Below are 22,658 nucleotides of genomic sequence, written 5' to 3'. Positions count from 1 at the left end.
ACCGCGGCGTGCTCGACTGGTTCGCAGCCAACTTCACGACCCTGCTCAACGGCCTCGCGTTGGGCTCCGTCCTCTTCCTCATCGCGATCGGGCTCTCCCTGGTCTTCGGCACGATGGACGTGCTCAACCTCGCGCACGGTGCGATCTCGCTCGTGGGTGCCTACGTCGGCGTCGCCATGTTCGACGGACGCCCCTCGACCGGCACGTTCCTGCTCGCGGTCGTCGTCGCCGCGCTCGTCGGGTTCGCCGCCGGGGGACTCCTGGCGGCGATGACCGGGCCGGTGCGCAACCACCTGCGGCAGGCGCTGCTCACCCTGGGCATGGCCCTCATCGCAGCAGAGCTGCTGCGCGAGGTCTTCGGGTCGAACGTGCGCTCCGTCGCCTCGCCCGAGGCCCTCGCGGGATCCATCTCGCTGGGCGGCAGCCCGTACCCGGTCTACCGGCTGCTGATGATCGGCGTCGGCGCGGTGATCGCCGTCGCCCTGTACCTGGCCCTGGACCGCACCCGGGCGGGCGCGATCGTCCGCGCGACGGTCGCGGACCGCGGCATGGTCGAGTCCATCGGCATCCGCACCCGGGTCGTGCTCCTGCTGGTCTTCGGGGTCGGCGCGGCGCTGGCCACGGTGGGCGGGCTGCTGGCCGCGCCGATCCTCGGCGCCCAGCCGGGGCTCGACGACCAGATCCTCCTCCTCGCCCTCGTCATCGTGGTCATCGGCGGCCTGGGCTCGCTCGGCGGCGCCGTGCTGGGTGCGCTCATCGTCGGCCAGGTGCAGTCGATCGGCGTGGTTCTCGCCGGGGAGTTCGCCTCCTTCCTGCTCTTCGCCGCCATGGCGGCGGTCCTCCTGCTCAGGCCCCAGGGCCTGCTGCCCGCACGGACGGGGTCCCACGCATGACGACGACCGTCGAGACCGCCGAGGCCGTGCGCCCGAGCGCACCGACCAGGGCGCCCTCCCGCGCCTGGCTCGGCCGGCTGCTCATCGCCCTCGCCCTGCTGGCCCTGGCCCTCCTGCCGTTCTTCCTCGCCCCCTATCCGCTCGGCCTCGTCGCCAGGGCGCTGTCGTTCGCCCTGCTCGTGGTCAGCGTGGACATGCTCACCGGACTCATGGGCATGCCCTCACTGGGGCAGGTCGCCTACTTCGGCGCGGGTGCCTACGCCGCCGGCCTGGTCGGCAAGCATCTGACGACGAACGGGTTCATCCAGCTCGGGGTGGGTGTCGCCGTCGGGGCCGTGCTGGCCGCGGCGACGGGCGCCGTCGTCGTCCGCACGTCGGGAGTCTTCTTCCTCATGGTGACCCTCGCCGTCGGTGAGCTCGCGCACCGGGCGGCGGACACCGTGGCGGCTCTCGGGGGCTCCAACGGGCTCACCGGGATCCCCGCCGTCACGCTCGTCCCGGGCGGGGAGCCCCTCGTGCTGCAGGGATACGTGTACTGGTGGGTGCTCGGCGTCTTCCTGCTCGGCCTCGGCGCAGCGGTGCTCGTCTCCTCCTCACCGCTGGGCCGGTCGATGCGCGGCGTGCGCGACGGCGAGACGCGTCTGCGCGCCCTCGGTCAGTCGACCTACCCCACCAAGCTGATCGCGTACACGATCGCGGGCGGCATCGCCGGCGCGGCCGGCACGGCCTGGGTGGCCCAGACGCGGTTCATGTCGCCCGGCGACATGGGGTTCGACGTCTCGGCGTTCGCCCTCCTCGCGGTCGTCGTCGGAGGGGCGGGCGTCCTGTGGGGACCGGTCCTCGGTGCGGGCCTCGTCATCTTCGTGCGGGACTGGCTGGGCGGCTACTTCGACGGCCGGGGCACGCTCCTGCTCGGCATCGCCTTCGTCGCCGCCGTGTACCTGCTGCCCCGGGGCATCGCCGGGATCCGGGCCCGGTGGCCCCTGGGACTGCTGCCCGACCGACAACGATCCACGACGAGGGGACGGGGGACCGAGCAGTGAGCCCACCCACCGACGCCGCGATCCTGCGCACGCACGACCTCACGCTGCGCTACGGCTCGCTGACGGCCGTCGACTCCGTGACGCTCGAGATCGCGCGCGGCGCCCGCCACGCCCTCATCGGCCCGAACGGGGCCGGCAAGTCCAGCCTCTTCGCCGTGCTCGCGGGCCGCACCCGCGCGACGTCGGGCACCGTGCACCTCGAGGGGCAGGACATCACCCAGCTCGGCGAGGCGCGCCGCGCGCGCGCCGGTCTGGTCCGGACGTTCCAGCACTCGAGCCTGTTCCTCGGGATGAGCGTGCTCGACAACGTGTGGGCCGCCGTCGAACGCTCCTCCGGTTCTCCCGTGCGGGCGTGGCCGAGCCCGCGCCGCGACCGCGCGATCCGCGACGCCGCGATGACGCACCTGGAGAACGTCGGCCTCGCCGACCGGCACGCCGCCCTGTGCGGGGCGCTCTCCCACGGCGAACGCCGTCAGGTGGAGGTCGCGATGGTGCTCGCCTGCGACCCGCGGCTCATCCTCCTCGACGAGCCGACGGCAGGCATGTCGGTCGCGGAGACCGAGCTCTTCGCCTCCCTCGTGGAGTCCCTGCCGCGCACCGTGACCGTCGTCGTCGTCGAGCACGACCTCGACGTCGTCTTCCGGCTCGCCGAGCGGGTGAGCGTGCTCGCCGCCGGGCGCCTCATCGCGGACGGATCGCCGGAGGCCGTGCGGGCGGACGACGCGGTGCAGGAGGCCTACCTCGGCCGGTCCGCGGGCACCGAGCTGTTCGAGGTGTCCTCGTGACCGCGCCGCCGCTGCTCGAGGTGAGCGCTCTGGTCTCCGGGTACGACGGCAGCCGGGTCCTGCAGGGCATCGACCTCGCCGTGACGGCGGGGGAGTCGGTCGCCGTGCTGGGCCGCAACGGCGCCGGCAAGACGACCCTCATCGAGACGATGATGGGGCTCGTGCGAGCGAGCGCGGGCACGGTCCGGATCGACGGGAGGGACGTCACCCACCGCCCGACCAGCGCCCGGTCGCGGGCGGGACTGGCGATCGTGCCGCAGGGCCGGCGGGTGTTCGCGCCGCTGACCGTGCACGAGACGCTGCAGATCTCCCACCGGCGGTCGGGCGACTGGACCCCCGAGCGGGTCTACGAGCTCATGCCGCGACTCGCCGAACGTCGGACGAACCTCGGCTCGCAGCTCTCGGGCGGCGAGCAGCAGATGCTCGCCATCGGACGGGCCCTGCTGGGCTCCCCCCGCGTCCTGCTGCTCGACGAGCCCTCGGACGGGCTCGCGCCTGCCGTCGTCGACCAGGTGCGGGAGATCCTCGAGGGCCTGACCTCCGGCGGTCTAGCGACGGTCGTCGTCGAGCAGGACCTTCGCCTGGCGTTCGCCGTCGCGGACCGGGTCGCGGTCATGCGCAAGGGAGTCGTCGTGCACGAGAGCACCGTGGCGGAGTTCCGGCGCGACGAGGCGGCCGCGCGGAGCCTCCTCGGGGTGGGCTGATGGCGACGACGCGCGGTACCGGCTCAGGGGCCGGACATGCGGGCGGGACCCGCGCGGGCGCCGGTTCCGGGAGCGGGGCCGGCGCCGGCGGCGGCGGCCACGACGGCAGGCTCGCCCCGCTCATCCTCACGATCTTCGGCCTGTACGCGCGGCGCGAGGACAACTGGATCTCGGTGGCCTCGGTCGTGTCGCTGATGGCCGATCTCGACGTCGACGGGCTCGCGGTACGGTCCTCGATCTCGCGGCTCAAGCGACGCGGCGTGCTGCGGAGCGAGCGGCGCGGGGGCGCCGCCGGGTACGCCCTGAGCGAGGACGCGCTCGGGCTCGTCGCCGAGGGTGACCGGCGCATCTTCGACCGGCGTCGGGCCACCGAGGAGGACGGGTGGCTGCTCGTGGTGTTCTCGGTACCGGAGTCGCACCGGGCGCGTCGCCACGAGCTGAGGTCGCACCTCACCCGGCTCGGCCTGGGCACGATCGCCCCCGGCTTCTGGGTGGCGCCGGCCAACCTCGAGGACGAGGTACGGCACACCCTCGAGCGGCACGGCCTGCACACCTACGTCAACCTGTTCCGCGGGGAGCACCTCGCCTACGGCGACCTGCGGGAGCGGGTGGCCCGGTGGTGGGAGCTGGGCGAGCTGGGTGCCCTGTACTCGGAGTTCCTCGCGCGCCACGACCAGGACCGCGTGCTCGCCGAGTCCGGACGGTCGTCCGCCCGCGACCACTTCCGCGCCTACGTCCCGATGCTCACGCGATGGCGGCGGCTGCCGTACCGCGATCCCGGCCTGCCGCTCACCCTGCTGCCGGAGAACTGGCCGGGGGAGTCGGCCAGGGCCCTGTTCGAGAGGCTGGACGCCGTCATGCGCCCGCGCGCCGAGGAGCACGCGCTGAGCGTCATCCACGATCCCCGCCGGGGCGAGCCCGGCTGAGGGCACACCGGAGGCGGGGCGGGCGAGGCACGTCGTCCGAGACCAGGGCTCCGGGCTCCGGGACCACTGTCCCGTCCCGGGCTCCTCCTCAGCCGTCCGCCGCGCGAGAGCCCAGCGCGGCGACGACGTCCTCGGGCCACGGCCTGGCGGACGGCGAGCCGACCGGCACGTGGGCCACGACGACGATGCCGCTGGCCGCGCGGGCCCGCGGCTGGTCACGGAACGGCTCGCCCCACACCTCGAACCGGTACGTCATCGACGTGCGTCCCATCCGCTCGACCGTCACCACCGTGGTGGTGGGCTGGTCGAAGTAGAGCTTGGCCTCGAAGTCGATCTCCTGCCGCACCCGGGGGGTGACCCCGAAGTAGTCGGTCAGCCCGTGGTCGCGGACGAGCGCGGCCTCGGCGGCCTCGAACAGCCGCATGACGGTGCTGTTGTGGTAGTGCCCGGAGGCGTCGGTCTCCGCCCAGGCCACGGTCCGTTCGTAGCTGATCGACGCTCCCACCGTTCCTCCTTCTCCTCGGCGACCCGCGCGGGCGCTCACGCGCGGCTCGGCGACCTCGGCGCCCATCGTCGGTGGGTCCCGGCGTCGCTGTCCTGGTCGCGCAGCAGCGACAGCCGCGGACGGACGGCGTCGGTCCGCGCGGTCGGCGGCCTGCGGCGCCCGGCCCGGAACTGCGGCGGCCAGGTGACCGCCGGCCCGGTGTACTCCTGCTCGGCCGCGGCGTGGAGCGTCCACTGCGGGTCGTAGAGATGCGTCCGACCCAGCGCGCACAGGTCGGCACGGCCGGCGAGCAGGATGGAGTTCACGTCGTCGTAGGAGGAGATCGCGCCCACCGCGATGACGGTGGCGCCCGCCGGCGCCGCCACCTCGTTGCGGATGCGGTCCGCGAACGGCGTCTGGTAGCTGCGCCCGAACCGCGGCCGCTCCTCCTTGGCCACCTGGCCGCTGGAGACGTCGATCCCGTCCACGCCGTGCGCGATCAGCGCCCGGGCGATCGTGACGGCGTCGTCGTCGGTGTTGCCGTCCGGCAGCCAGTCGACGGCGGAGATGCGCGCGAGCAGCGGACGGTCGGCGGGCCAGGCGCTGCGGACCGCGTCGACGACCTCGAGCGGGTAGCGCAGCCGGTTCTCGAGGCTGCCGCCGTAGGAGTCGGTGCGTCGGTTCGACACCGGGGAGAGGAACGAGGACAGGAGGTAGCCGTGGGCGAGGTGGACCTCGACGAGGTCGAACCCGGCCTCGGCGGCTCGGCGCGTCGCCGCGACGAAGTCCTCGCGGATCTCGTCCATCTCGGCGCGGGTGATCTCCCGGGGGGCGGCGTTGCCCGGGCCGTACGGGATCGGGGAGGGGGCCACGGTCTCCCAGTTGTGCGACTCGAGCGGCTCGTCGATGCCCTCCCACATCAGCCGGGTCGAGCCCTTGCGGCCGGAGTGGCCCAGCTGCACGCCGATCGCGGCCCGGCTGTGCGCGTGCACGTAGTCGACGACCCGCCCCCACGCGTCACGCTGGGCGTCCGTGTAGAGCCCGGTGCACCCGGGCGTGATCCGTCCGTCCGCCGAGGTGCAGACCATCTCCGTCATCACGAGGCCGGCCCCGCCCATGGCCTTCGACCCGAGGTGGACGAGGTGGAGGTCCTGGGGCACGCCGTCGACGGCGGAGTACATGTCCATCGCCGAGACGACGATCCGGTTGCGCAGCTCGAGGGACCCGATGCGGTGGGGCTGGAACATGGCCGGCACGACCTCCGTCGCCCCGACCCGCTCGGCGAACGCCGCGTCGATCCGGTGCGCGAAGTCCGGGTCGCGGAGCTCGAGGTTGGCCTGGGTGATGCGCCGGGAGCGGGTGAGCAGGTTGAAGGCGAACTGGTCCGGGTCCTGCCCGACGTACCGGTGGATCGACTCGAACCAGCCGCGCGAGGCCTCGGCGGCCCGCTGCGTGGACTCCACGACCGGGCGCCGCTCCTCCTCGTACGCGGCGAGCGCGGTGGGGAGGTCGGCGTTCTCGTGCAGGCACGCGGCCAGCGCGAGGGAGTCCTCCATCGCCAGCTTGGTGCCGGAGCCGATGGAGAAGTGTGCGGTGTGCGCGGCGTCCCCCAGGAGGATGACGTTCTCGTGCCGCCAGGACTCGTTGCGCACGGTGGGGAAGCTGATCCACCTGGAGTTGTTGGCGAGCACCTGGTGGCCGCCGAGGTCCTCGCCGAAGATCTCCCGGATCCGGGCGATCGCGTGCTCGTCGCTCTCGCCCGGCTTCAGGACGGCGTCCTCGGTCACGTCGAAGCCTGCTCGGCGCCACGTGGTCTCGTCCATCTCGACGATGAAGGTCGAGCGGTCCGCGGAGTAGGGGTAGCCGTGGATCTGCATGACGCCCCACGGCGTCTCCCTGATGATGAACGTGAACGCCTCGAAGACCTTGTCGGTGCCCAACCAGATGAACTTCGAGCGGCCCGTGTGCACGTCCGGACCGAACGAGGAGGTGTAGCGCCCACGGACCGCCGAGTTCACGCCGTCGGCCGCGAGCACGAGGTCGTTGGCCGCGGCGAGCTCCGCCACGTCCGGCGCCGTCGTGCTGAAGCGGACGTCGACGTCGAGGTCCGCGCACCGCTGCTGCAGGAGCCGGAGCAGCTCCTTGCGCCCCATCGCCGCGAAGCCCTGTCCGCCGACGGTGACGACCTCGCCGCGGTAGTGCACGTCGATGTCGCTCCAGTGGGCGAACTGGCTGGTCATCGCCGCCGCCACCGTGGGGTCGGCATTCTCGATCCCGCCCAGGGTCTCGTCGGAGAAGACGACGCCGAACCCGAACGTGTCGTCCGCCCGGTTCCGCTCGTAGACGACGACCTCGTGAGCGGCGTCGAGCTGCTTCATCAGGGCCGCGAAGTACAGTCCTCCGGGCCCACCGCCGATCACGGCGATCTTCATGGCTGACGTCCTTTCGGGGCGAGGATCAGGAACCGGAGACGGGGGCGGACGCGGGCGACGCAGGGCGCGCCGCCTGCTCCGCCAGCTCCTGGCGCAGACGGAAGTGCTGGAGCTTGCCGCTCGGGTTGCGCGGCAGGACGTCGACGAACCGCACGTCGCGCGGGTACTTGTACGGCGCGATCGTCTGCTTGACGAAGTCCTGGAGCTCACGGCGCTTGCCGTCGTCGCCGACCACACCCTCGCGCAGGACGACGAACGCGCACACCACCGTGCCGCGCGCCTCGTCGGGGCGCCCGACCACCGCGGACTCCAGGACGTCGTCGTGCCGGGAGAGCGCCGTCTCGACCTCCGGCCCGGCGATGTTGTAGCCGGAGCTGACGATCATGTCGTCCCGACGCGCCTGGTAGTGGAAGTAGCCGTCGGCGTCGCGGGAGAAGGTGTCACCGGTGACGTTCCACCCGTTGACCACGTACGCGGCCTGGCGCGGGTCGTCGAGGTAGCGGCAGCCGGTCGGGCCGATGACGGCCAGCCGGCCAGCGACGTCGGGACCGACCTCGTGACCGTCGTCGTCGAGGATCGTGGCCCGGTACCCGGGGACGGGGCGGCCGGTGGCTCCCGGCCGGATCTCCCCGACCGGGGAGGAGACGAAGATGTGCAGGAGCTCGGTCGAGCCGATGCCGTCGATCACCTCGAGCCCGGTGCGCCGCCGCATCTCCTCCCAGTCCGGGGCCGGCAGGTGCTCGCCGGCCGAGACGGCGGTGCGCACCCCGGCCAGGAGGTCCTCCCGCCCCTCGCGCAGGATCGCGCGGTAGGCCGTGGGGGCGCTGAAGATGACGGTCGCGCCGGACGCCCGGACGTGCTCCGCGAACTCCAGCGGGGCCGCCTTCTCCAGGAGCAGGGACGAGGCGCCGAAGCGCAGGGGGAACACGACGAGCGCACCGAGCCCGAAGGTGAAGGCGAACGGGGCCGTGGCGGTGAACAGGTCCTCGGGCTCCGGCCGCAGGACGTGGCGGCCGAACGTCTCCGCGTTGGCCAGGATGTCGCGGTGGAAGTGCATCGTGATCTTCGGGACGCCCGTCGTGCCCGAGGTGGGACCGAGCAGGGCGACGTCGTCCGCCGCCGTCTGGACGGCGTCGAACACGCCGTCCTTCGCCGCGCACCTGACGGTGAGGTCCTCCGGCCCGTCGCCCCCGTACCGGAGCACCGCGACGTCCGCGCCCGAGCGGGCGACGGCCGTGTCGAGATCCTCCGCGAAGCGCTCGTCGACGAGCGCGACCGAGGGCCGCGTCGCCTCGATGAGCTGGCCGATCTCCGCGGCGCGCAGCGCGTGCATGGTGGTGACGACGACGCCTCCCGCCTTGAGGACCCCGAGCCATGCAGCCACGGTCCACGGGTTGTTCGGTGAGCGCAGGACGACCCGGTTGCCCGGGACGACGCCGAGGTCCTCGGTCAGCACCTGGGCGACCTGGTCGGACCGGAGCCGCAGCTCGCCGTAGGTCCACGTCTCGCCGGCGGGTGTGCGCAGGGCGACCCGGTCCGGGCCCCATCGCTCGACCTGCCGGTCGAGGAGCTCGACGGCCGCGTTGAGTCGGTCGGGGAACTGCAGCTCGGGCAGGGTGAACTCGAAGGTCGGCCACAGCTCGCGGGGCGGGAGGTGGTCGCGCGCAAAGGTGTCGACGTGCGACGACGGGGTCAGGTCCATCCGTGCAGGGTCCTCTCAGAGGGGAGGGGCAAGGGGTGGCGCCGTCGCCGACCCTCGACCCGGGTGGGTCAGTCGGCAGGTGGGCGGACGAGGGCCTCCTGCACGACGGTCGCGACGAGCCGGCCGTCGCGGTCGAAGAAGCGTCCGGTGGCGAGGCCGCGCCCGTCCTGTGCGGAGACGGCCTCCTGGGCGTACAGGAGCCAGTCGTCGACGCGCGCGGCCCGGTGGAACCACATCGCGTGGTCGAGGCTCGCCGTGACGAGCCCGGGCTCCGCCCACGGGAGCCCGGCCGCCCTGAGGATCGGCTCGATGATCGTGTAGTCGCAGACGTAGGCGAGGGCGGCGCGGTGGAGGAGGTCGTCGTCCGGCAGGGTCTCGAACGCGCGGACCCACACGGCCTGGTGCCGCGTGCGTCCGCCCTCCACCTCGAGGTAGACGGGGCCGGGGACGTGGCGCATGTCGAAGCTGCGCCCTCGGCTCCAGTACTCCTTCGCCTCGGCGGTCATCGAGCCCGCGGCGGGCGTGCCCGGCTCGACCGGTGCCAGCACGTCGGCGGACGACGGCAGGGTCTCGGGCCCCGAGACGTCCGGGGGTGCCGGCGCGGCGACCTCCGGGCCCGCCGCCAGGACCTGGAAGGACGCCATCATGAGGAAGGCGACCTTGCCCGCCTGGATGCCGCGCACCTGCCGGGTGGAGAAGCCCCGGCCGTCGCGGGTGCGGTCGACCTCGTACCGGACGGGTCGGCCGATCTCGACGGGACGCATGAAGTAGCCGTGCATCGAGTGCAGCACGCGGCCCGGGTCGACGGACCGCATGGCGGCGAGCGACGCCTGCGCGACCATGTCCCCGCCGTACGCCTTGGGCCACGGGCACGGACCCGTCACCGCGGTCCAGGCCTCGTCGGCGCCCTCGCGCTCGGCGGCCGTCAGCTCCAGGGCGCCGAGCAGCACCGAGCTCGTCGCGCCCGTCATGGTCGGCGGTACCCCTGAAGCGACTCGTCCGGCACCTCGTCGAGGTTGATGACGATGTTGTCGGGCGTCCGTGCGGTGAGCCAGACCAGGTCCTCGGTGATCGACATGTTCGCCTCGACGTGCGGCATGTAGGGCGGGACGAACACCCAGTCGCCGGCGCTCATGTCGAGGAACTCCCGGTAGCCCTCGCCGAAGTAGATGCGGCCGTGCCCGCGCAGCACGTAGCCGCCGGTCTCGGCCTCACCGTGGTGGTGCGGGGGAGAGCGGTAGCCGGGCGCGTTCGACACCTGACCGAACCAGATCCTCGTGGCCGGGGTGTGCTGCGGCCCGACGCCGGAGACCCGGACGGCGTCGCCGGACTGCATCGTCGCGGTGTCCTCCTCACCGGCGCGGGTGACGACGGGGACGACGTCGGGACCGACCGTCGGGGCGGCATCCGTGGGTTCCGGAGATGTCATGGGTGTCCTTCCGGGTGAGACCAGCGACAGCGATGGGCTCGATCGGCATATCGTCAATCTGCCGACCGTCACGTATGCTCAATATAGCACCGGGTCCCAGCACGCGGAAGAACCCGGTCCCACCCGCTACGTGAAGGAGCAGCACATGGCCCGCCGCCGCACCGTGAACCCCTCGTCCATGGCCGACCCCTCCGGCTACGCGCACGGCATCGAGGCGGACGGCGTCGTCTACCTCGGTGGTCAGACCGCACTCGACAAGGACGGTCGGATCGTCCCGGGAGGGGTCGTCGAGCAGTTCCGCCAGGCCTTCTCGAACGTGCTCACCACGCTCGCCGAGGCCGGCGGGTCGCCCGCGGACCTCACCTCGGTCCGGCTCTACCTCACCGACGTCGACGACTACATGGCCAACGGCCGCGAGATCGGACGGATCTGGCGCGAGATGGCAGGCCGCGACTACCCGGCGATGGCCGGGCTCGGCGTCACGCGCCTGTGGCAGAAGGAGGCCGTCATCGAGATCGAGGCGGTCGCCCACCTGGGCTCGGGCAGCGACGACTGAGCGAGGCCGCGGGCCGATGCCGGAGCGGACCTCGGCCCCGCCGCGGGGCTGAGCCCGGCCGCGGGCCGGCGCGGATGCGGGCCGGCTACATCTCCTCGTGCGTGTCGGGGTCCCCGTCGAACAGGCGTCCGTCCGCGACCTCGAGCGCGCTGACGGCCTCGACCTCGTCCGGCGTGAGCGAGAAGGACCCTACGTCGAGGTTCGCCCGCTGACGCTCGGCGTGCATCGACTTCGGGATCGGCATGACGCCGCGCTCGAGGTGCCAGCGCAGGATGACCTGGGCGGCGGTGACCCCGTGCGTGTGCGCGGCCCGCTCGACGGGCTCCGCGTCGTAGGGCGCCGACGCCTTGCCGAGCGGGCTCCAGGCCTGCGTGAGGATGCCGAGCTCGCGGTGCACGTCGAGCATCCGTCGCTGGGGGAGCAGCGGGTGGCACTCGATCTGGTTGAGCACAGGCGCCTCCCCGGTCGCCGCGACGATCTCCCGCAGGTGCGCCTCGGTGTAGTTGCTCGTGCCCACGTGGTCGACGAGACCGCGCTCGCGGCACTCGAGCAGCGCCTCGTAGGCCTCGACGTAGCGGCCGACGGACGGGTTGGGCCAGTGGACGAGCATGACGTCGAGCCGGTCCAGGCCGAGCCGCTCGAGCGATCCCTCGACGGCGGCGATCGCCTTGTCACGCTCGTGCGCGCGACCGGGGATCTTGCTGGCGACCATGACCTCCGCGCGCGGCACGGAGCTGCGCGAGAGAGCCTCGCCGACCTCGGTCTCGTTGCGGTAGTTGACCGCCGTGTCGACGTAGCGGTACCCGAGGTCGAGGGCGCCCGCGATCGCGGCGATCCCGGCCTCGCCGTCGACGGACGCGGTGCCGAGGCCGACGGCGGGGACGGCGGTTCCGTCCGGGAAGGAGAACATGTCCTCGACGCTACGGGTCCCCGGCGTGTGTGGCGAGCCGGGCTCGAACTGTCGGCGGTCCCGCGCATGCAGGAGATCAGGGCTCAGAACTAGATCAGTGCATGACATGTCACGACGCGCCGTCCTCTGGAATCTAGGCTGAGACCCGGATCAAACGCCACTGACGCACGATCGTGCCGTGCTTCGCGCGGTGGCGCCGCCCCGCCGCCCGGCACGAGGACGGCCGCGGAGGATGACGCTGTTCGCCTGGTCCCGGGCCTGCCGACTTATTTTTTAGTTGAGCGAAACCCCTTGTGCTCACGCTCACGGCCTGGTCTACTCCCTTCATCCACGGTCGACGGGCGCCCTGCCCGGACGGGGGAGAGCACCCCTGGTCGGCCGTGGTGCCCCGGGGGTCGTGAGGCGGAGCTGCCGCCGTCCCCGGGGGCCGCGCGTCGCACCGATGCGGCGCGTCAGGTGTGCGATCTCAAGAGGGGGAATCGTGACCAGACGATCAACCGGTAGCCGTTGGCTACCTCGAGCTGCGGGCGCGCTGCTCGCCGGCGTCCTCGTGGCGCCGATGACGCTCAGCGCCGCGAGCGCGAATCCGGATCACCCACCGAGCGATCCGGCCGACCCGCCCCCGGCGGCGCCGGTGCAGGAGGGTGACACCGACTGGAACGACTACGAGCGGATCCTGCTCTCGAAGGACACCGGCGAGCCGATCGACCTGGCTGTGCTCCCGGACTCGCGCGTGCTGCACACCGCGCGCGACGGCGTCGTGCGGCTCACCGACCCGGACACCGGGACGACGAACGAGATCGCACAGCTCGACGTCTACGCCAACTCCGAGGACGGGCTCCAGGGCATCTCGCTCGACCCGAACTTCGAGGAGAACAACCTCGTCTACATGGTCTACGCGCCGCGCGTGATGGACGGCGTCTCGCCGTCGGGCCTCCCGTACCCGGAGACCACGCCGCAGGGCAGTGCTCCCGAGCAGATCGAGGGCTCGGACTCGCTCGAGGAGTGGGAGCAGTGGCTCGGCTACAACGTGCTCTCCCGCTTCGTGTTCGACCCCGAGGCGGGCACGCTCGACCTGGACTCCGAGGAGGAGATCATCCGGATCGAGGCCCAGCGCGGTCAGTGCTGCCACGTCGGCGCCGACATGGCCTGGGACAGCGACGGCAACCTCTACCTGTCCACCGGTGACAACACGCCGGCAGGAACGCCGGGGGCCAACGGGTACACCCCGATCAACAACGCCTCCGGGATGAACCCCGGGCTCGACGCGCGTCGCGGCGCCGGCAGCACGAACGACCTGCGCGGCGCGATCCTGCGGATCGATCCCCTCGAGGAGATCGCCGCGGACGCCGAGGTCGGCCCGGGCACGACGTACGAGATCCCCGAGGGAAACCTGTTCGACACTGGCGAGTACGACCCGGACCTCGTGCGCGAGGAGATCTACGCGATGGGTCTGCGCAACCCGTTCCGGATCGACTACGACCTGGAGACCGACACCCTGATCTGGGCGGACTACGGTCCTGACGCCGGTTCCGCCAGCGACGAGCGCGGCCCGATGGGCTTCGTCGAGTGGCAGATGACCAGCGAACCGCTCAACGGCGGCTGGCCGTACTGCCACGGCCCCAACGACGGTGGCGCGTACAACGAGTGGGACTTCGAGACCAGCACGCCCGGCGAGTTCTTCGACTGCGACGCGGGCCCGGTGAACAACTCGACCTGGAACACGGGTCTGGAGCAGCTCCCGCCGGTGACCGAGCCGCAGATCTGGTACGGCGACAACCCGGGCGACCAGCCCGCGGAGTGGGACGCCCTCGTCACCCTCGGCGGTGGCGGCCAGGCCCCGATGGGTGGCCCGGTCTACCGCTACGACGAGACCAGCGAGTCGACGATCGCGTTCCCCGAGGAGTGGGACGGCACGCCGTTCCTGGCGGAGTTCTCGCAGGACTACGTCGTGTCCTTCGGGGTCGACGAGCTCGGCTCGAACGGCTCGGTCACGAGCATCTCCGACTTCCTGCCGAACGCCCACCTGGAGACCGCCAACATGCCGGTCTGGAACGGTGTGATGGACATGGAGTTCGGACCGGACGGCGCGCTGTACGTCCTGGACTACGGCGACGGCTTCTTCCGGCAGAACCCGGGCGCCGGCCTGTACCGCGTGGACTACGCGCCGGACAACAAGACGCCGCAGGCACGCTTCACCGCCGACCCGGTCGCCAGCAGCGAGGCTCCGCTCGACGTGGCCTTCGACGCCTCGGAGTCGCGTGACCCCGAGGGCGGTGACCTGACCTACGAGTGGGACTTCGACGGCGACGGCGAGTTCGACGCCGAGGGCGTCCAGGTCACGCACACGTTCGCCGAGCTCGGACAGGTCCACGTCACCCTGAGGGTGACGGACCCCGAGGGCAAGGTCGGTCTGGCCAACACCCCGATCACCGTCGGCAACACCGCGCCGGAGGTCTCGCTGTCCGTGCCGGACGGCGCGATCTTCGACTGGGGCGACGACATCCCGATGAGCGTCTCGGTGACCGACGCCGAGGACGGCGACACGCCGGAGTGCGGCCGCGTCGCATGGACGTTCGGTCTGGGCCACAACGAGCACGCCCACCCGGAGGTCAGCGGCAACGGCTGCGACTTCACCATCGAGACGAACGAGTCCGCCGTCGAGCACGGTGAGGGCGAGAAGATCTACGGCACCCTCGTGGTGACGTACACCGACGAGCCCCAGGGCGAGGTCCCGGCCACCACCGGCGAGGCCACGCTCATCACCAAGCCCGAGGTCCAGCAGGGCGAGTGGTACGACTCCCAGGAGGGCATCGAGGTCGCGAACGACCCCGGCGCCAGCGCGGGCTCCTACGTCACCTCGTTCGACGAGGGCGACCACATCGCGTTCCAGCCGATCGCGTTCACCCACGCAGCGACGGGCGAGCCGATCGACACCGTCGCAGCACAGGCGTCCGGCGAGGGCACCCTGGCACTGCGCTGGAACGACGTCGCGGCCGACCCGTTCGCCGAGATCGAGATCTCCGGCGGCGACGGCTGGCAGGAGGTGGCCACGACGCTCGAGACGATCCCTGAGGGCTCCGGCACCGTCTACGTCACCTCAACCGGTGGCGTCGACCTCGACTTCCTCCACTTCACGGCGTCCGGCGGGGGCGAGGAGCCCGCACCGGAGCCGCCGGTCTGCGAGGACCCGGACGCGGAGATCTCGGCTGACGACGAGTTCGACGGAACGGTCGTCGACACGTGCCGGTGGGACATCATCAACTACGACCCCGAGCTCGCCACGGTCGCGGACGGTGCCTACAACGTCACCACCACCGACGCCGACTTCTACGCCGGCGACAACTCGCCCGTGCCGAACATCCTGCAGAACCGGGTGCTCACGGGGGACCAGTGGACGGTCGAGACGACGTTCAGCGCCGACCTGGGCAGCGCCTACCAGCAGGGCGGGATCATCGTCTACGGGGACGAGGACAACTACGTCAAGCTCGACCCCGTCTACGCCACCAACGGCAGCGACACCCCGCTGCGGGTCGAGCTCCGCAGCGAGGTGGGCGGCGAGATCCAGAACCCGCAGGACGACCTCACCGACCTGCCACTGTCCGACGAGTACCACGTCCGGCTCACCCGGGACGGAGACACCTTCACGGGTGCCTTCTCGACCGACGGTGAGACCTGGCAGGACTTGCCCAGCGCGGTGACCAACGACCAGGTCGGCGACGCCGGCCCGGGCATCTATGCCCTCGGTGCGCAGCAGGCGGAGCCCACGACCGTGAGCTTCGACCACTTCCGGGTGGTCGGCGACGACCCGGAGCCCCCGGTCTGCGAGCCTGTCGAGGTCGAGGAGGGCTACACCCCGCTCTTCGACGGGACCCAGGCGAGCCTGGACGCCTGGAACATGGCCGGCCCCGGCAGCTTCGAGCTGCAGGAGGACTGCACCGCCCTCACCACGGGCGGGATGGGCCTCCTGTGGTTCCCCGAGGAGTTCGACGCCTACAGCCTCCGGCTGGACTGGATGATGGCGGGCGACGACAACTCGGGCGTGTTCGTCGGGTTCCCGGAGCCCGGTGACGACCCGTGGGTCGCCGTGAACGAGGGCTACGAGATCCAGATCGACGCCACCGACGAGCCCGACCGCACCACCGGCGCGATCTACACGTTCCAGGGCGCCGACGAGGCGGCCAGGGACGAGGCGCTCAACCCGCCGGGGGAGTGGAACGCGTACGAGATCGTCGTCGACGACCCGATGATCGAGGTCTACCTCAACGACGTCCTCATCAACGAGTTCGAGTCGACCGACCCGGCACGTGACCTCAGCTCCGGCTACATCGGGCTGCAGAACCACGGTGACGGCGACGACGTCTCGTTCCGCAACGTCCGTATCGCCGAGCTGGACGACGAGGAGCCGCCGGTGGAGCCGGAGCCTGTTCCGCCGACGCCGGGTCGTGGGTTCTACCTCAACGACGGGTGGGGGATCTGGGCGGACCACGAGTTCAGCTTCGGTCGCCCGGGTGACGAGGTCCTGGTCGGTGACTGGGACGGCGACGGGTCGGACACGCTCGCGGTGCGCCGCGGGAACGCGTACTTCCTGTCCAACAACCTCTACGGGGGTAACGCGGACGTGGAGCTGACCTTTGGTCGCGCGTCGGACACGGTGCTGGTGGGTGACTGGGACGGCGACGGCAGCGATTCGTTCGCGGTGCGTCGCGGGAACAGCTACTTCCTCACGAACTCGCTCTCTGGTGGGAATGCGGAGGCCGAGCTGGACTACGGCCGCGCGGACGACCAGGTCCTGGTCGGTGACTACGACGCGGACGGTGCGGACTCGTTCGCGGTGCGTCGTGGGAACACCTACTACGTCTCCAACAGCCTGAACTCGGGCTGGGCGGATGCGGAGTTCGACTACGGACAGGCGTCCGACGACGTGCTGGTGGGGGACTGGGACGGTGACGGGGCGGACACGTTCGCCTCGCGTCGCGGGAACCTGTACCTGGTGTCGAACTCGCTGACTGGTGGGTGGGCCGACATCGAGGTCCGCTACGGCCGGGCCGGCGATGAGGTCTTCGTCGGTGACTGGAACGGCGACGGCTCCGACACCCTCGGAGTCCGCCGCTGACCAGCAACCTGATGCCGATCATCGGCGAGTGAGCGGACTTCCGCTCCACCACTGAGCGGACTTCTGCTCACCAACGGGCGGGCCTCGCACCCTGATGGGTGCGGGGCCCGCCCTTCGCCGTCGTCATAGTCGGCGTCGGCTCGGTTAGTGCGGTGAGGCAGTCGGATAACGACCGAGGCAGTCGACCCGGGGGACTGCCTCGATGGCTACCTGATTGACTCGGCAACGACGCCACGGCACTGGCGGGGGAGAGGCGTCGACCGAGACCTGGCACACCACTTCTTTTTTGCCTGAGCGAAACCCCTGTTGCTTTGGTCTTCATGGTGATTGGATGGACAGACCCGCGGCGGAGCGGCGCCTCGACCCGAGGACGGGAAGGTGCGTGCGCTGCGCCGCGGACCGGCCGAGGGGCGTGAGGCGGAGTGGCCGCCGCCCTCGGGCACAGGTGCCGTGACGGTACGGCCAGACAGGTATGCGAGCTCAAGGAGGAATCGTGACCAGACGAGGACCAGGTAGCCGTTGGCTACCCCGAGCGGTGGGAGCAGCGTTCGCCAGCGCACTCGTGCTGCCGATGGCGCTCAGCGCGGCGAGTGCCTCGCCCGCCGAGCCCGAGCCGGCGGACGCCCCCGCGCAGGCCGAGCACGAGTTGATCCCGGTGGAGCAGGTGTCGATCCAGATGTTCTCGCTGATCCCGTGGGTGGGGGATGCGGGTCTGGAGCCGGTGCTGGGGCGCCTGTCGGAGATCGGTTTCGAGAACATCGAGCCGTTCGGTGGCACCTTCGGTGACTACACGGCAGAGGAGTTCCGTGAGCTGACGGACGGTCTGGGTCTGAATGTCCCGTCCTCGCACTACAACACCGATGAGGACACGTTCGACGACACGCTGGAGTTCGTCGAGACCGTGGGTCAGGAGTACGTCGGTTCGGGCGGGTTCGCCTCCCCGGGGATCGACTCCTACGAGGACACTCTGGCGACGGCTGAGGCGATGAACCGTCTCGGGCAGCGGTCGGTCGAGGCCGGGGTCGGGAAGTTCTTCGGGCACAACCACGACGGCGAGTTCAGCACCACCTACGAGCACGACGGTGTGGAGATGTCGGCCTGGGAGATCCTCGTGGCCGAGACGAACCCGGAGTACGTGACGTTCGAGCTCGACATCGCGTGGGCCGCCCACGCCGACATCGACGTCCCTGCTCTGATCGAGGAGCACGGCGACCGCATCGAGCTCCTGCACATCAAGGACGCCACCAACGTCGGCGGCGACGGTCGTCCGACCTTCACCAACCTCGGTGAGGGAGAGGTCGACCTGCCGGGCATCATCGCCGCCGCCCAGGAGCACGCACCGGTCGCCTACTACGTGCTCGAGTACGACGTCGCGCCCGACGGCGAGGACTTCGTGACCACCGGCTTCGAATACCTCACCGGCCAGGAAGCCGGCCAGCCCGAGCCCCCGGCCGAGCCCGAGCTCATCCCGGTGGAAGACGTCTCGATCCAGATGTTCTCGCTGACGCCCTGGGTGGCCGATGCAGGCCTGGAGCCGGTGCTGGGGCGCCTGTCGGAGATCGGTTTCGAGAACATCGAGCCGTTCGGTGGCACCTTCGGTGACTACACGGCAGATGAGTTCCGGGCGTTGACCGATGGTCTGGGTCTGAGCGTGCCGTCGTCGCACTACAACACCGACGAGGACACGTTCGACGAGACGCTGGAGTTCGTCGAGACCGTGGGTCAGGAGTACGTCGGGTCCGGTGGGTTTGCCTCTCCGGGCATCGAGTCCTACGAGGACACCCTCGCGACGGCTGAGGCGATGAACCGACTCGGTCAGCGCTCGGTGGACGCCGGGGTCGGGAAGTTCTTCGGCCACAACCACGACGGCGAGTTCACCACCACCTACGAGCACGACGGTGTGGAGATGTCGGCCTGGGAGATCCTGGTCGCCGAGACCGACCCGGAGCTCGTGACGTTCGAGCTCGACGTGGCCTGGGCCGCGCATGCCGGCGTCGATGTTCCGGCGCTGATCGAGGAGCACGGCGACCGCATCGAGCTCCTGCACATCAAGGACGCCACCAACGTCGGCGGCGACGGTCGTCCGACCTTCACCAACCTCGGTGAGGGAGAGGTCGACCTGCCGGGCATCATCGCCGCCGCCCAGGAGCACGCACCGGTGGCGTACTACGTGCTCGAGTACGACCGGGCCCCGGACGGCGAGGACTTCGTGACCACCGGGTTCGAGTACCTCACCGGCCAGGAAGCCGGCCAGCCCGCACCGCCCGAGCCGGAGCTGATTCCGGTGGAGGATGTGTCGATCCAGATGTTCTCGCTGATCCCGTGGGTGGGGGATGCGGGTCTGGAGCCGGTGCTCGGGCGCCTGGCCGAGATCGGTTTCGAGAACATCGAGCCGTTCGGTGGGACGTTCGAGGGGTACTCGGCAGATGAGTTCCGGGCGTTGACCGATGGTCTGGGTCTGAGCGTGCCGTCGTCGCACTACAACACCGACGAGGACACGTTCGACGAGACGCTGGACTATGTCAGCACGCTGGGCCAGGAGTACGTCGGCTCGGGCGGGTTCGCGTCTCCGGGCATCGAGTCCTACGAGGACACCCTGGCCACGGCCGAGGCGATGAACCGACTCGGTCAGCGCTCGGTGGACGCCGGGGTCGGGAAGTTCTTCGGCCACAACCACGACGGCGAGTTCACCACCACCTACGAGCACGACGGTGTGGAGATGTCGGCCTGGGAGATCCTGGTCGCCGAGACCGACCCGGAGCTCGTGACGTTCGAGCTCGACATCGCATGGGCCGCGCATGCCGGCGTCGATGTTCCGGCGCTGATCGAGGAGCACGGCGACCGCATCGAGCTCCTGCACATCAAGGACGCCACCAACGTCGGCGGCGACGGCCGTCCGACCTTCACCAACCTCGGTGAGGGAGAGGTCGACCTGCCGGGCATCATCGCTGCCGCTCAGGAGCACGCGCCCGTGGCGTACTACGTGCTCGAGTACGACGTGGCGCCCGACGGCGAGGACTTCGTGACCACCGGGTTCGAGTACCTCACCGGCCAGGAAGCCGGCCAGCCCGAACCCCCGGTGGAGCCGGAGCCGGTGCCGCCGACGCCGGGTCGCGGGTTCTACCTCAACGACGGCTGGGACATCTGGGCGGACCACGAGTTCTCCTTCGGTCGTCCCGGTGACGACGTCCTCGTCGGTGACTGGGACGGTGACGGGTCCGACACGCTTGCGGTCCGCCGTGGGAATGCCTACTTCCTGTCGAACAACCTCTACGGCGGGAACGCGGACGTCGAGCTGACCTACGGTCGGGCCTCCGACGAGGTCCTGGTCGGTGACTGGGACGGCGATGGCGTGGACACCTTCGCGGTGCGTCGCGGCAACGCCTACTTCCTGTCCAACAGCCTCACCTCGGGCTGGGCCGAGACCGAGCTGAACTACGGCCGCTCGGGCGACACGGTCCTGGTCGGCGACTGGAACGCTGACGGCGTCGACACCTTCGCGGTGCGTCGCGGCAACAGCTACTTCCTGTCCAACAGCCTCACCTCGGGCTGGGCGGACGCCGAGCTCGACTACGGCCGCGCCTCGGACGAGGTGTACGTCGGTGACTGGGACGGCAACGGCACGGACACGTTCGCCGTGCGTCGTGCGAACTCGTTCTTCGTCAACAACTCGCTGACGTCGACGAACGCCGACATCGAGCTCGACTACGGTCGGGCCTCCGACGAGGTCTTCGTCGGTGACTGGAACGGCGACGGCGTCGACACCCTGGGTGTGCGCCGCTGATCCATCAGCACGGCCGTGGGGCCCGTCGAGCATCAGCTCGGCGGGCCCCACGTCGTTCTCAGTGCCATGTCGTGGTCGGCTCCCGGCTCACGGGCGACCCTCAGCACCGCTCTCGGCGCAGCACCCCACGATCCGATAATGTACATTATGACATTACGGACTCTGCGTATTGCATCAGATGAATCACCGGGGTCCCCCGCTCGGCAGCCGGTGCACCTCGCCGGCTGTACACGTCTGACCTGCATGAACGCTGCTTGCGACGCGCTTCGGCTGGTGGATGCGACTCGTCGCGGAACTCCGGCAGTTGTCTGGTGGAGCTCCGATGGCTGGCCCTTGACCTGCAGGAGCATCCGAGTAGTCTCAACAGATGCATCATTGAATCACTAGGTGTAACCACCGATCGGGGGTGTTGTGATGCAGGTGGATGGCGCGGGTCGGGTCCAGCTGGTGCCGGCGCTGCCGGTGCTGCGGCCCGAGGAGCGCGTGTTCGAGCTGATGCTGGACGGCTGGCGGAATCAGCAGCTCTCGCGCAACCTGCAGTTCGCCACGATCGATCAGCGTGTGCGGTGCGTGCGAAGGTTCGTCGCGCACATGAACGAGGAACCGTGGCGCTGGACGCAGGCGATGGTCGAGGAGTTCTCGGCCGACCTACGCACCGTCCGGCACGTCTCGCACTCCACGCTGCGCAGCTACCACTGCGCGTTGCGCGCGTTCACGAGCTACGTGTGCAACCCGGACTACGGCTGGGACCGGGTCTGCGAGGAGTACTTCGGTACCCACCCGGCGGGGCGTGTCAGATGGTTTGTGTAAGGGGTGGGGTCAGCGTTCGAAGGAGAACATGCTGTGACCATGACCAAGGAGAGTCCGGAGCGTGCGGAACGCAGACGGCGGCAGAAGGAGATCGCGGACGGTCTGAAGGGCTCTGGAGCGTTGGACGACATCTTCGCCAAGATCGATGCCGGCGAGCCGCTCACGGGTGAGCAGGGCCTGCTCGGCGGGATGCTCAAGGCCGCGCTCGAGCGGGGTCTGGGTGCCGAGCTGACCGAGCACGTGGGCTACGACCGTGGCGACGCGGACGCTGCCGAGCACCCGAACTCGCGTAACGGGACCAGCCCGAAGACCGTGGCGACCCAGATCGGGGACGTCGATCTGGCCGTCCCCCGGGACCGGGACGGGACGTTCACGCCGATGCTGGTGCCCAAGGGGCAGCGCCGTCTCGATGGCCTGGACGGCATGATCATCAGCCTCTACGCAGGCGGGATGACGTTGCGGGACGTCGAGCACCACCTCGCGACCACGATCGGCACCGAGATCAGTTACGAGACGATCTCCAAGGTCGTGGACCAGATCAGCGAGGAGGTCCTGGCCTGGCAGCACCGCCCGTTGGAGGCGCTGTATCCGGTGATCTACCTCGACGCGATCGTGGTCAAGATCCGCGATGGCGGACACGTGCGCAACAGGTCCGCCCATCTCGCCATCGGCGTCGATATGGACGGGATCAAGCACGTCCTGGGTATCTGGGTCCAGGCCAGCGAGGGAGCGAAGTTCTGGGCCGGCGTCTGCGCCGAGCTGGCCAACAGGGGCGTGCGTGACGTGCTGATCGTGTGCTGCGATGGGCTCACGGGGTTCCCCGAGGCCGTCGAAGCGACCTGGCCCCAGGCGACCGTGCAGACCTGCGTGGTCCACCTGATCCGGGCCGCGACGAGGTTCGTGAACTACAAGGACCGTAAGGCTCTGACGGCCGCGCTGCGGCCGATATACCAGGCGCCCAGCGCTGAGGCCGCCCTGGAGGTGCTGGAGGCCTTCGAGGCCAGCGAGCTCGGCCGTCGCTACCCCTCGGCGGTCAAGACGTTCCGCGCCGCGTGGGAGCGGTTCACCCCGTTCCTGGCGTTCC

The 22,658-nt window shown here is 70.6% G+C and carries 16 protein-coding genes; 10 read left to right on the top strand and 6 right to left on the bottom strand.

Annotation, left to right across the window (positions count from 1 at the left end; all coding sequences use genetic code 11):
- Window positions 1-8: 8 nt before the first annotated feature.
- Genes ACZLKG_RS12240 through ACZLKG_RS12220 form a run of 5 tightly spaced genes read left to right on the top strand, consistent with a single transcriptional unit; the run spans window position 9 to window position 4,351 of the window.
- Window positions 9-893, top strand: coding sequence for a branched-chain amino acid ABC transporter permease (locus tag ACZLKG_RS12240; RefSeq protein WP_425709443.1), 885 nt, complete (start codon window positions 9-11; stop codon window positions 891-893).
- Window positions 890-1,936: a branched-chain amino acid ABC transporter permease gene (locus tag ACZLKG_RS12235; RefSeq protein ID WP_425709442.1), complete on the top strand. Its 1,047-nt coding sequence runs from the start codon at window positions 890-892 to the stop codon at window positions 1,934-1,936. Before ACZLKG_RS12240 ends, ACZLKG_RS12235 begins: the two co-directional genes overlap by 4 nt.
- Complete coding sequence (locus ACZLKG_RS12230) at window positions 1,933-2,721, top strand: ABC transporter ATP-binding protein (protein WP_425709441.1); 789 nt, start codon at window positions 1,933-1,935, stop codon at window positions 2,719-2,721. Before ACZLKG_RS12235 ends, ACZLKG_RS12230 begins: the two co-directional genes overlap by 4 nt.
- Window positions 2,722-2,732: 11 nt before the next feature.
- Window positions 2,733-3,425 (top strand): ABC transporter ATP-binding protein, encoded by a 693-nt coding sequence (locus tag ACZLKG_RS12225; protein WP_463648944.1) that lies wholly within the window; start codon window positions 2,733-2,735, stop codon window positions 3,423-3,425.
- Window positions 3,425-4,351 (top strand): PaaX family transcriptional regulator, encoded by a 927-nt coding sequence (locus ACZLKG_RS12220; protein ID WP_425709439.1) that lies wholly within the window; start codon window positions 3,425-3,427, stop codon window positions 4,349-4,351. The genes ACZLKG_RS12225 and ACZLKG_RS12220 overlap by 1 nt, the downstream gene beginning before the upstream one ends.
- Window positions 4,352-4,439: 88 nt before the next feature.
- Here the strand turns inward: ACZLKG_RS12220 and ACZLKG_RS12215 are convergent, their stop codons facing one another.
- From ACZLKG_RS12215 to ACZLKG_RS12195, 5 genes are all read right to left on the bottom strand, one after another.
- Window positions 4,440-4,856, bottom strand: a complete 417-nt coding sequence (locus tag ACZLKG_RS12215; RefSeq protein ID WP_425709438.1) for an acyl-CoA thioesterase — start codon at window positions 4,854-4,856, stop codon at window positions 4,440-4,442.
- 35 nt (window positions 4,857-4,891) lie between these two features.
- Window positions 4,892-7,267: a bifunctional salicylyl-CoA 5-hydroxylase/oxidoreductase gene (locus ACZLKG_RS12210; protein ID WP_425709437.1), complete on the bottom strand. Its 2,376-nt coding sequence runs from the start codon at window positions 7,265-7,267 to the stop codon at window positions 4,892-4,894.
- Between the two features lie 25 nt (window positions 7,268-7,292).
- The gene (locus tag ACZLKG_RS12205; RefSeq protein WP_425709436.1) at window positions 7,293-8,969 is read right to left on the bottom strand and encodes an AMP-binding protein; all 1,677 of its coding nucleotides are present in this window, start codon (window positions 8,967-8,969) and stop codon (window positions 7,293-7,295) included.
- Window positions 8,970-9,037: 68 nt separating this feature from the next.
- Complete coding sequence (locus tag ACZLKG_RS12200; RefSeq protein WP_425709435.1) at window positions 9,038-9,940, bottom strand: acyl-CoA thioesterase; 903 nt, start codon at window positions 9,938-9,940, stop codon at window positions 9,038-9,040.
- Entirely contained in the window at window positions 9,937-10,398 is a 462-nt protein-coding gene (locus ACZLKG_RS12195; protein WP_463648891.1) for a cupin domain-containing protein, read from the bottom strand. Before ACZLKG_RS12195 ends, ACZLKG_RS12200 begins: the two co-directional genes overlap by 4 nt.
- A gap of 145 nt (window positions 10,399-10,543) precedes the next feature.
- Here ACZLKG_RS12195 and ACZLKG_RS12190 point away from each other — a divergent pair, with 145 nt between their 5' ends.
- The gene (locus tag ACZLKG_RS12190; RefSeq protein WP_425709433.1) at window positions 10,544-10,954 is read left to right on the top strand and encodes a RidA family protein; all 411 of its coding nucleotides are present in this window, start codon (window positions 10,544-10,546) and stop codon (window positions 10,952-10,954) included.
- 85 nt (window positions 10,955-11,039) lie between these two features.
- On the opposite strand, the gene ACZLKG_RS12185 is transcribed toward ACZLKG_RS12190, so the two are convergent.
- Window positions 11,040-11,864 (bottom strand): aldo/keto reductase, encoded by an 825-nt coding sequence (locus ACZLKG_RS12185; RefSeq protein ID WP_425709432.1) that lies wholly within the window; start codon window positions 11,862-11,864, stop codon window positions 11,040-11,042.
- Between the two features lie 559 nt (window positions 11,865-12,423).
- Between ACZLKG_RS12185 and ACZLKG_RS12180 the strand changes: the two genes are divergently transcribed.
- The 4 genes from ACZLKG_RS12180 to ACZLKG_RS12165 all read left to right on the top strand — a co-directional run.
- Entirely contained in the window at window positions 12,424-16,980 is a 4,557-nt protein-coding gene (locus ACZLKG_RS12180) for a 3-keto-alpha-glucoside-1,2-lyase-like domain-containing protein (protein ID WP_463648943.1), read from the top strand.
- A gap of 493 nt (window positions 16,981-17,473) precedes the next feature.
- On the top strand, window positions 17,474-20,764 hold the full coding sequence (locus ACZLKG_RS12175) for a sugar phosphate isomerase/epimerase family protein (RefSeq protein WP_463648890.1): 3,291 nt from the start codon (window positions 17,474-17,476) through the stop codon (window positions 20,762-20,764).
- 414 nt (window positions 20,765-21,178) lie between these two features.
- A complete protein-coding gene (locus tag ACZLKG_RS12170) occupies window positions 21,179-21,574 on the top strand; it encodes a phage integrase N-terminal SAM-like domain-containing protein (RefSeq protein WP_463648889.1) in 396 nt (131 codons plus the stop codon).
- A gap of 39 nt (window positions 21,575-21,613) precedes the next feature.
- The coding region (locus ACZLKG_RS12165) for an IS256 family transposase (RefSeq protein WP_463648888.1) at window positions 21,614-22,658 on the top strand (1,045 nt) is incomplete at its 3' end.

The sequence above is a fragment of the Georgenia sp. Z2081 genome (genome assembly GCF_055326445.1).
This window is presented reverse-complemented; position numbering and strand designations above follow the sequence as displayed.

Excerpts from the sequence above, each read along its gene's own strand:
- ACZLKG_RS12235 (WP_425709442.1), top strand. The coding sequence starts at position 890 with ATGACGACGACCGTCGAGACCGCCGAGGCCGTGCGCCCGAGCGCACCG.
- ACZLKG_RS12220 (WP_425709439.1), top strand. The coding sequence starts at position 3,425 with ATGGCGACGACGCGCGGTACCGGCTCAGGGGCCGGACATGCGGGCGGG.
- ACZLKG_RS12210 (WP_425709437.1), bottom strand. The coding sequence starts at position 7,267 with ATGAAGATCGCCGTGATCGGCGGTGGGCCCGGAGGACTGTACTTCGCG.
- ACZLKG_RS12205 (WP_425709436.1), bottom strand. The coding sequence starts at position 8,969 with ATGGACCTGACCCCGTCGTCGCACGTCGACACCTTTGCGCGCGACCAC.
- ACZLKG_RS12200 (WP_425709435.1), bottom strand. The coding sequence starts at position 9,940 with ATGACGGGCGCGACGAGCTCGGTGCTGCTCGGCGCCCTGGAGCTGACG.
- ACZLKG_RS12195 (WP_463648891.1), bottom strand. The coding sequence starts at position 10,398 with ATGACATCTCCGGAACCCACGGATGCCGCCCCGACGGTCGGTCCCGAC.
- ACZLKG_RS12190 (WP_425709433.1), top strand. The coding sequence starts at position 10,544 with ATGGCCCGCCGCCGCACCGTGAACCCCTCGTCCATGGCCGACCCCTCC.
- ACZLKG_RS12185 (WP_425709432.1), bottom strand. The coding sequence starts at position 11,864 with ATGTTCTCCTTCCCGGACGGAACCGCCGTCCCCGCCGTCGGCCTCGGC.
- ACZLKG_RS12180 (WP_463648943.1), top strand. The coding sequence starts at position 12,424 with ATGACGCTCAGCGCCGCGAGCGCGAATCCGGATCACCCACCGAGCGAT.
- ACZLKG_RS12170 (WP_463648889.1), top strand. The coding sequence starts at position 21,179 with ATGCAGGTGGATGGCGCGGGTCGGGTCCAGCTGGTGCCGGCGCTGCCG.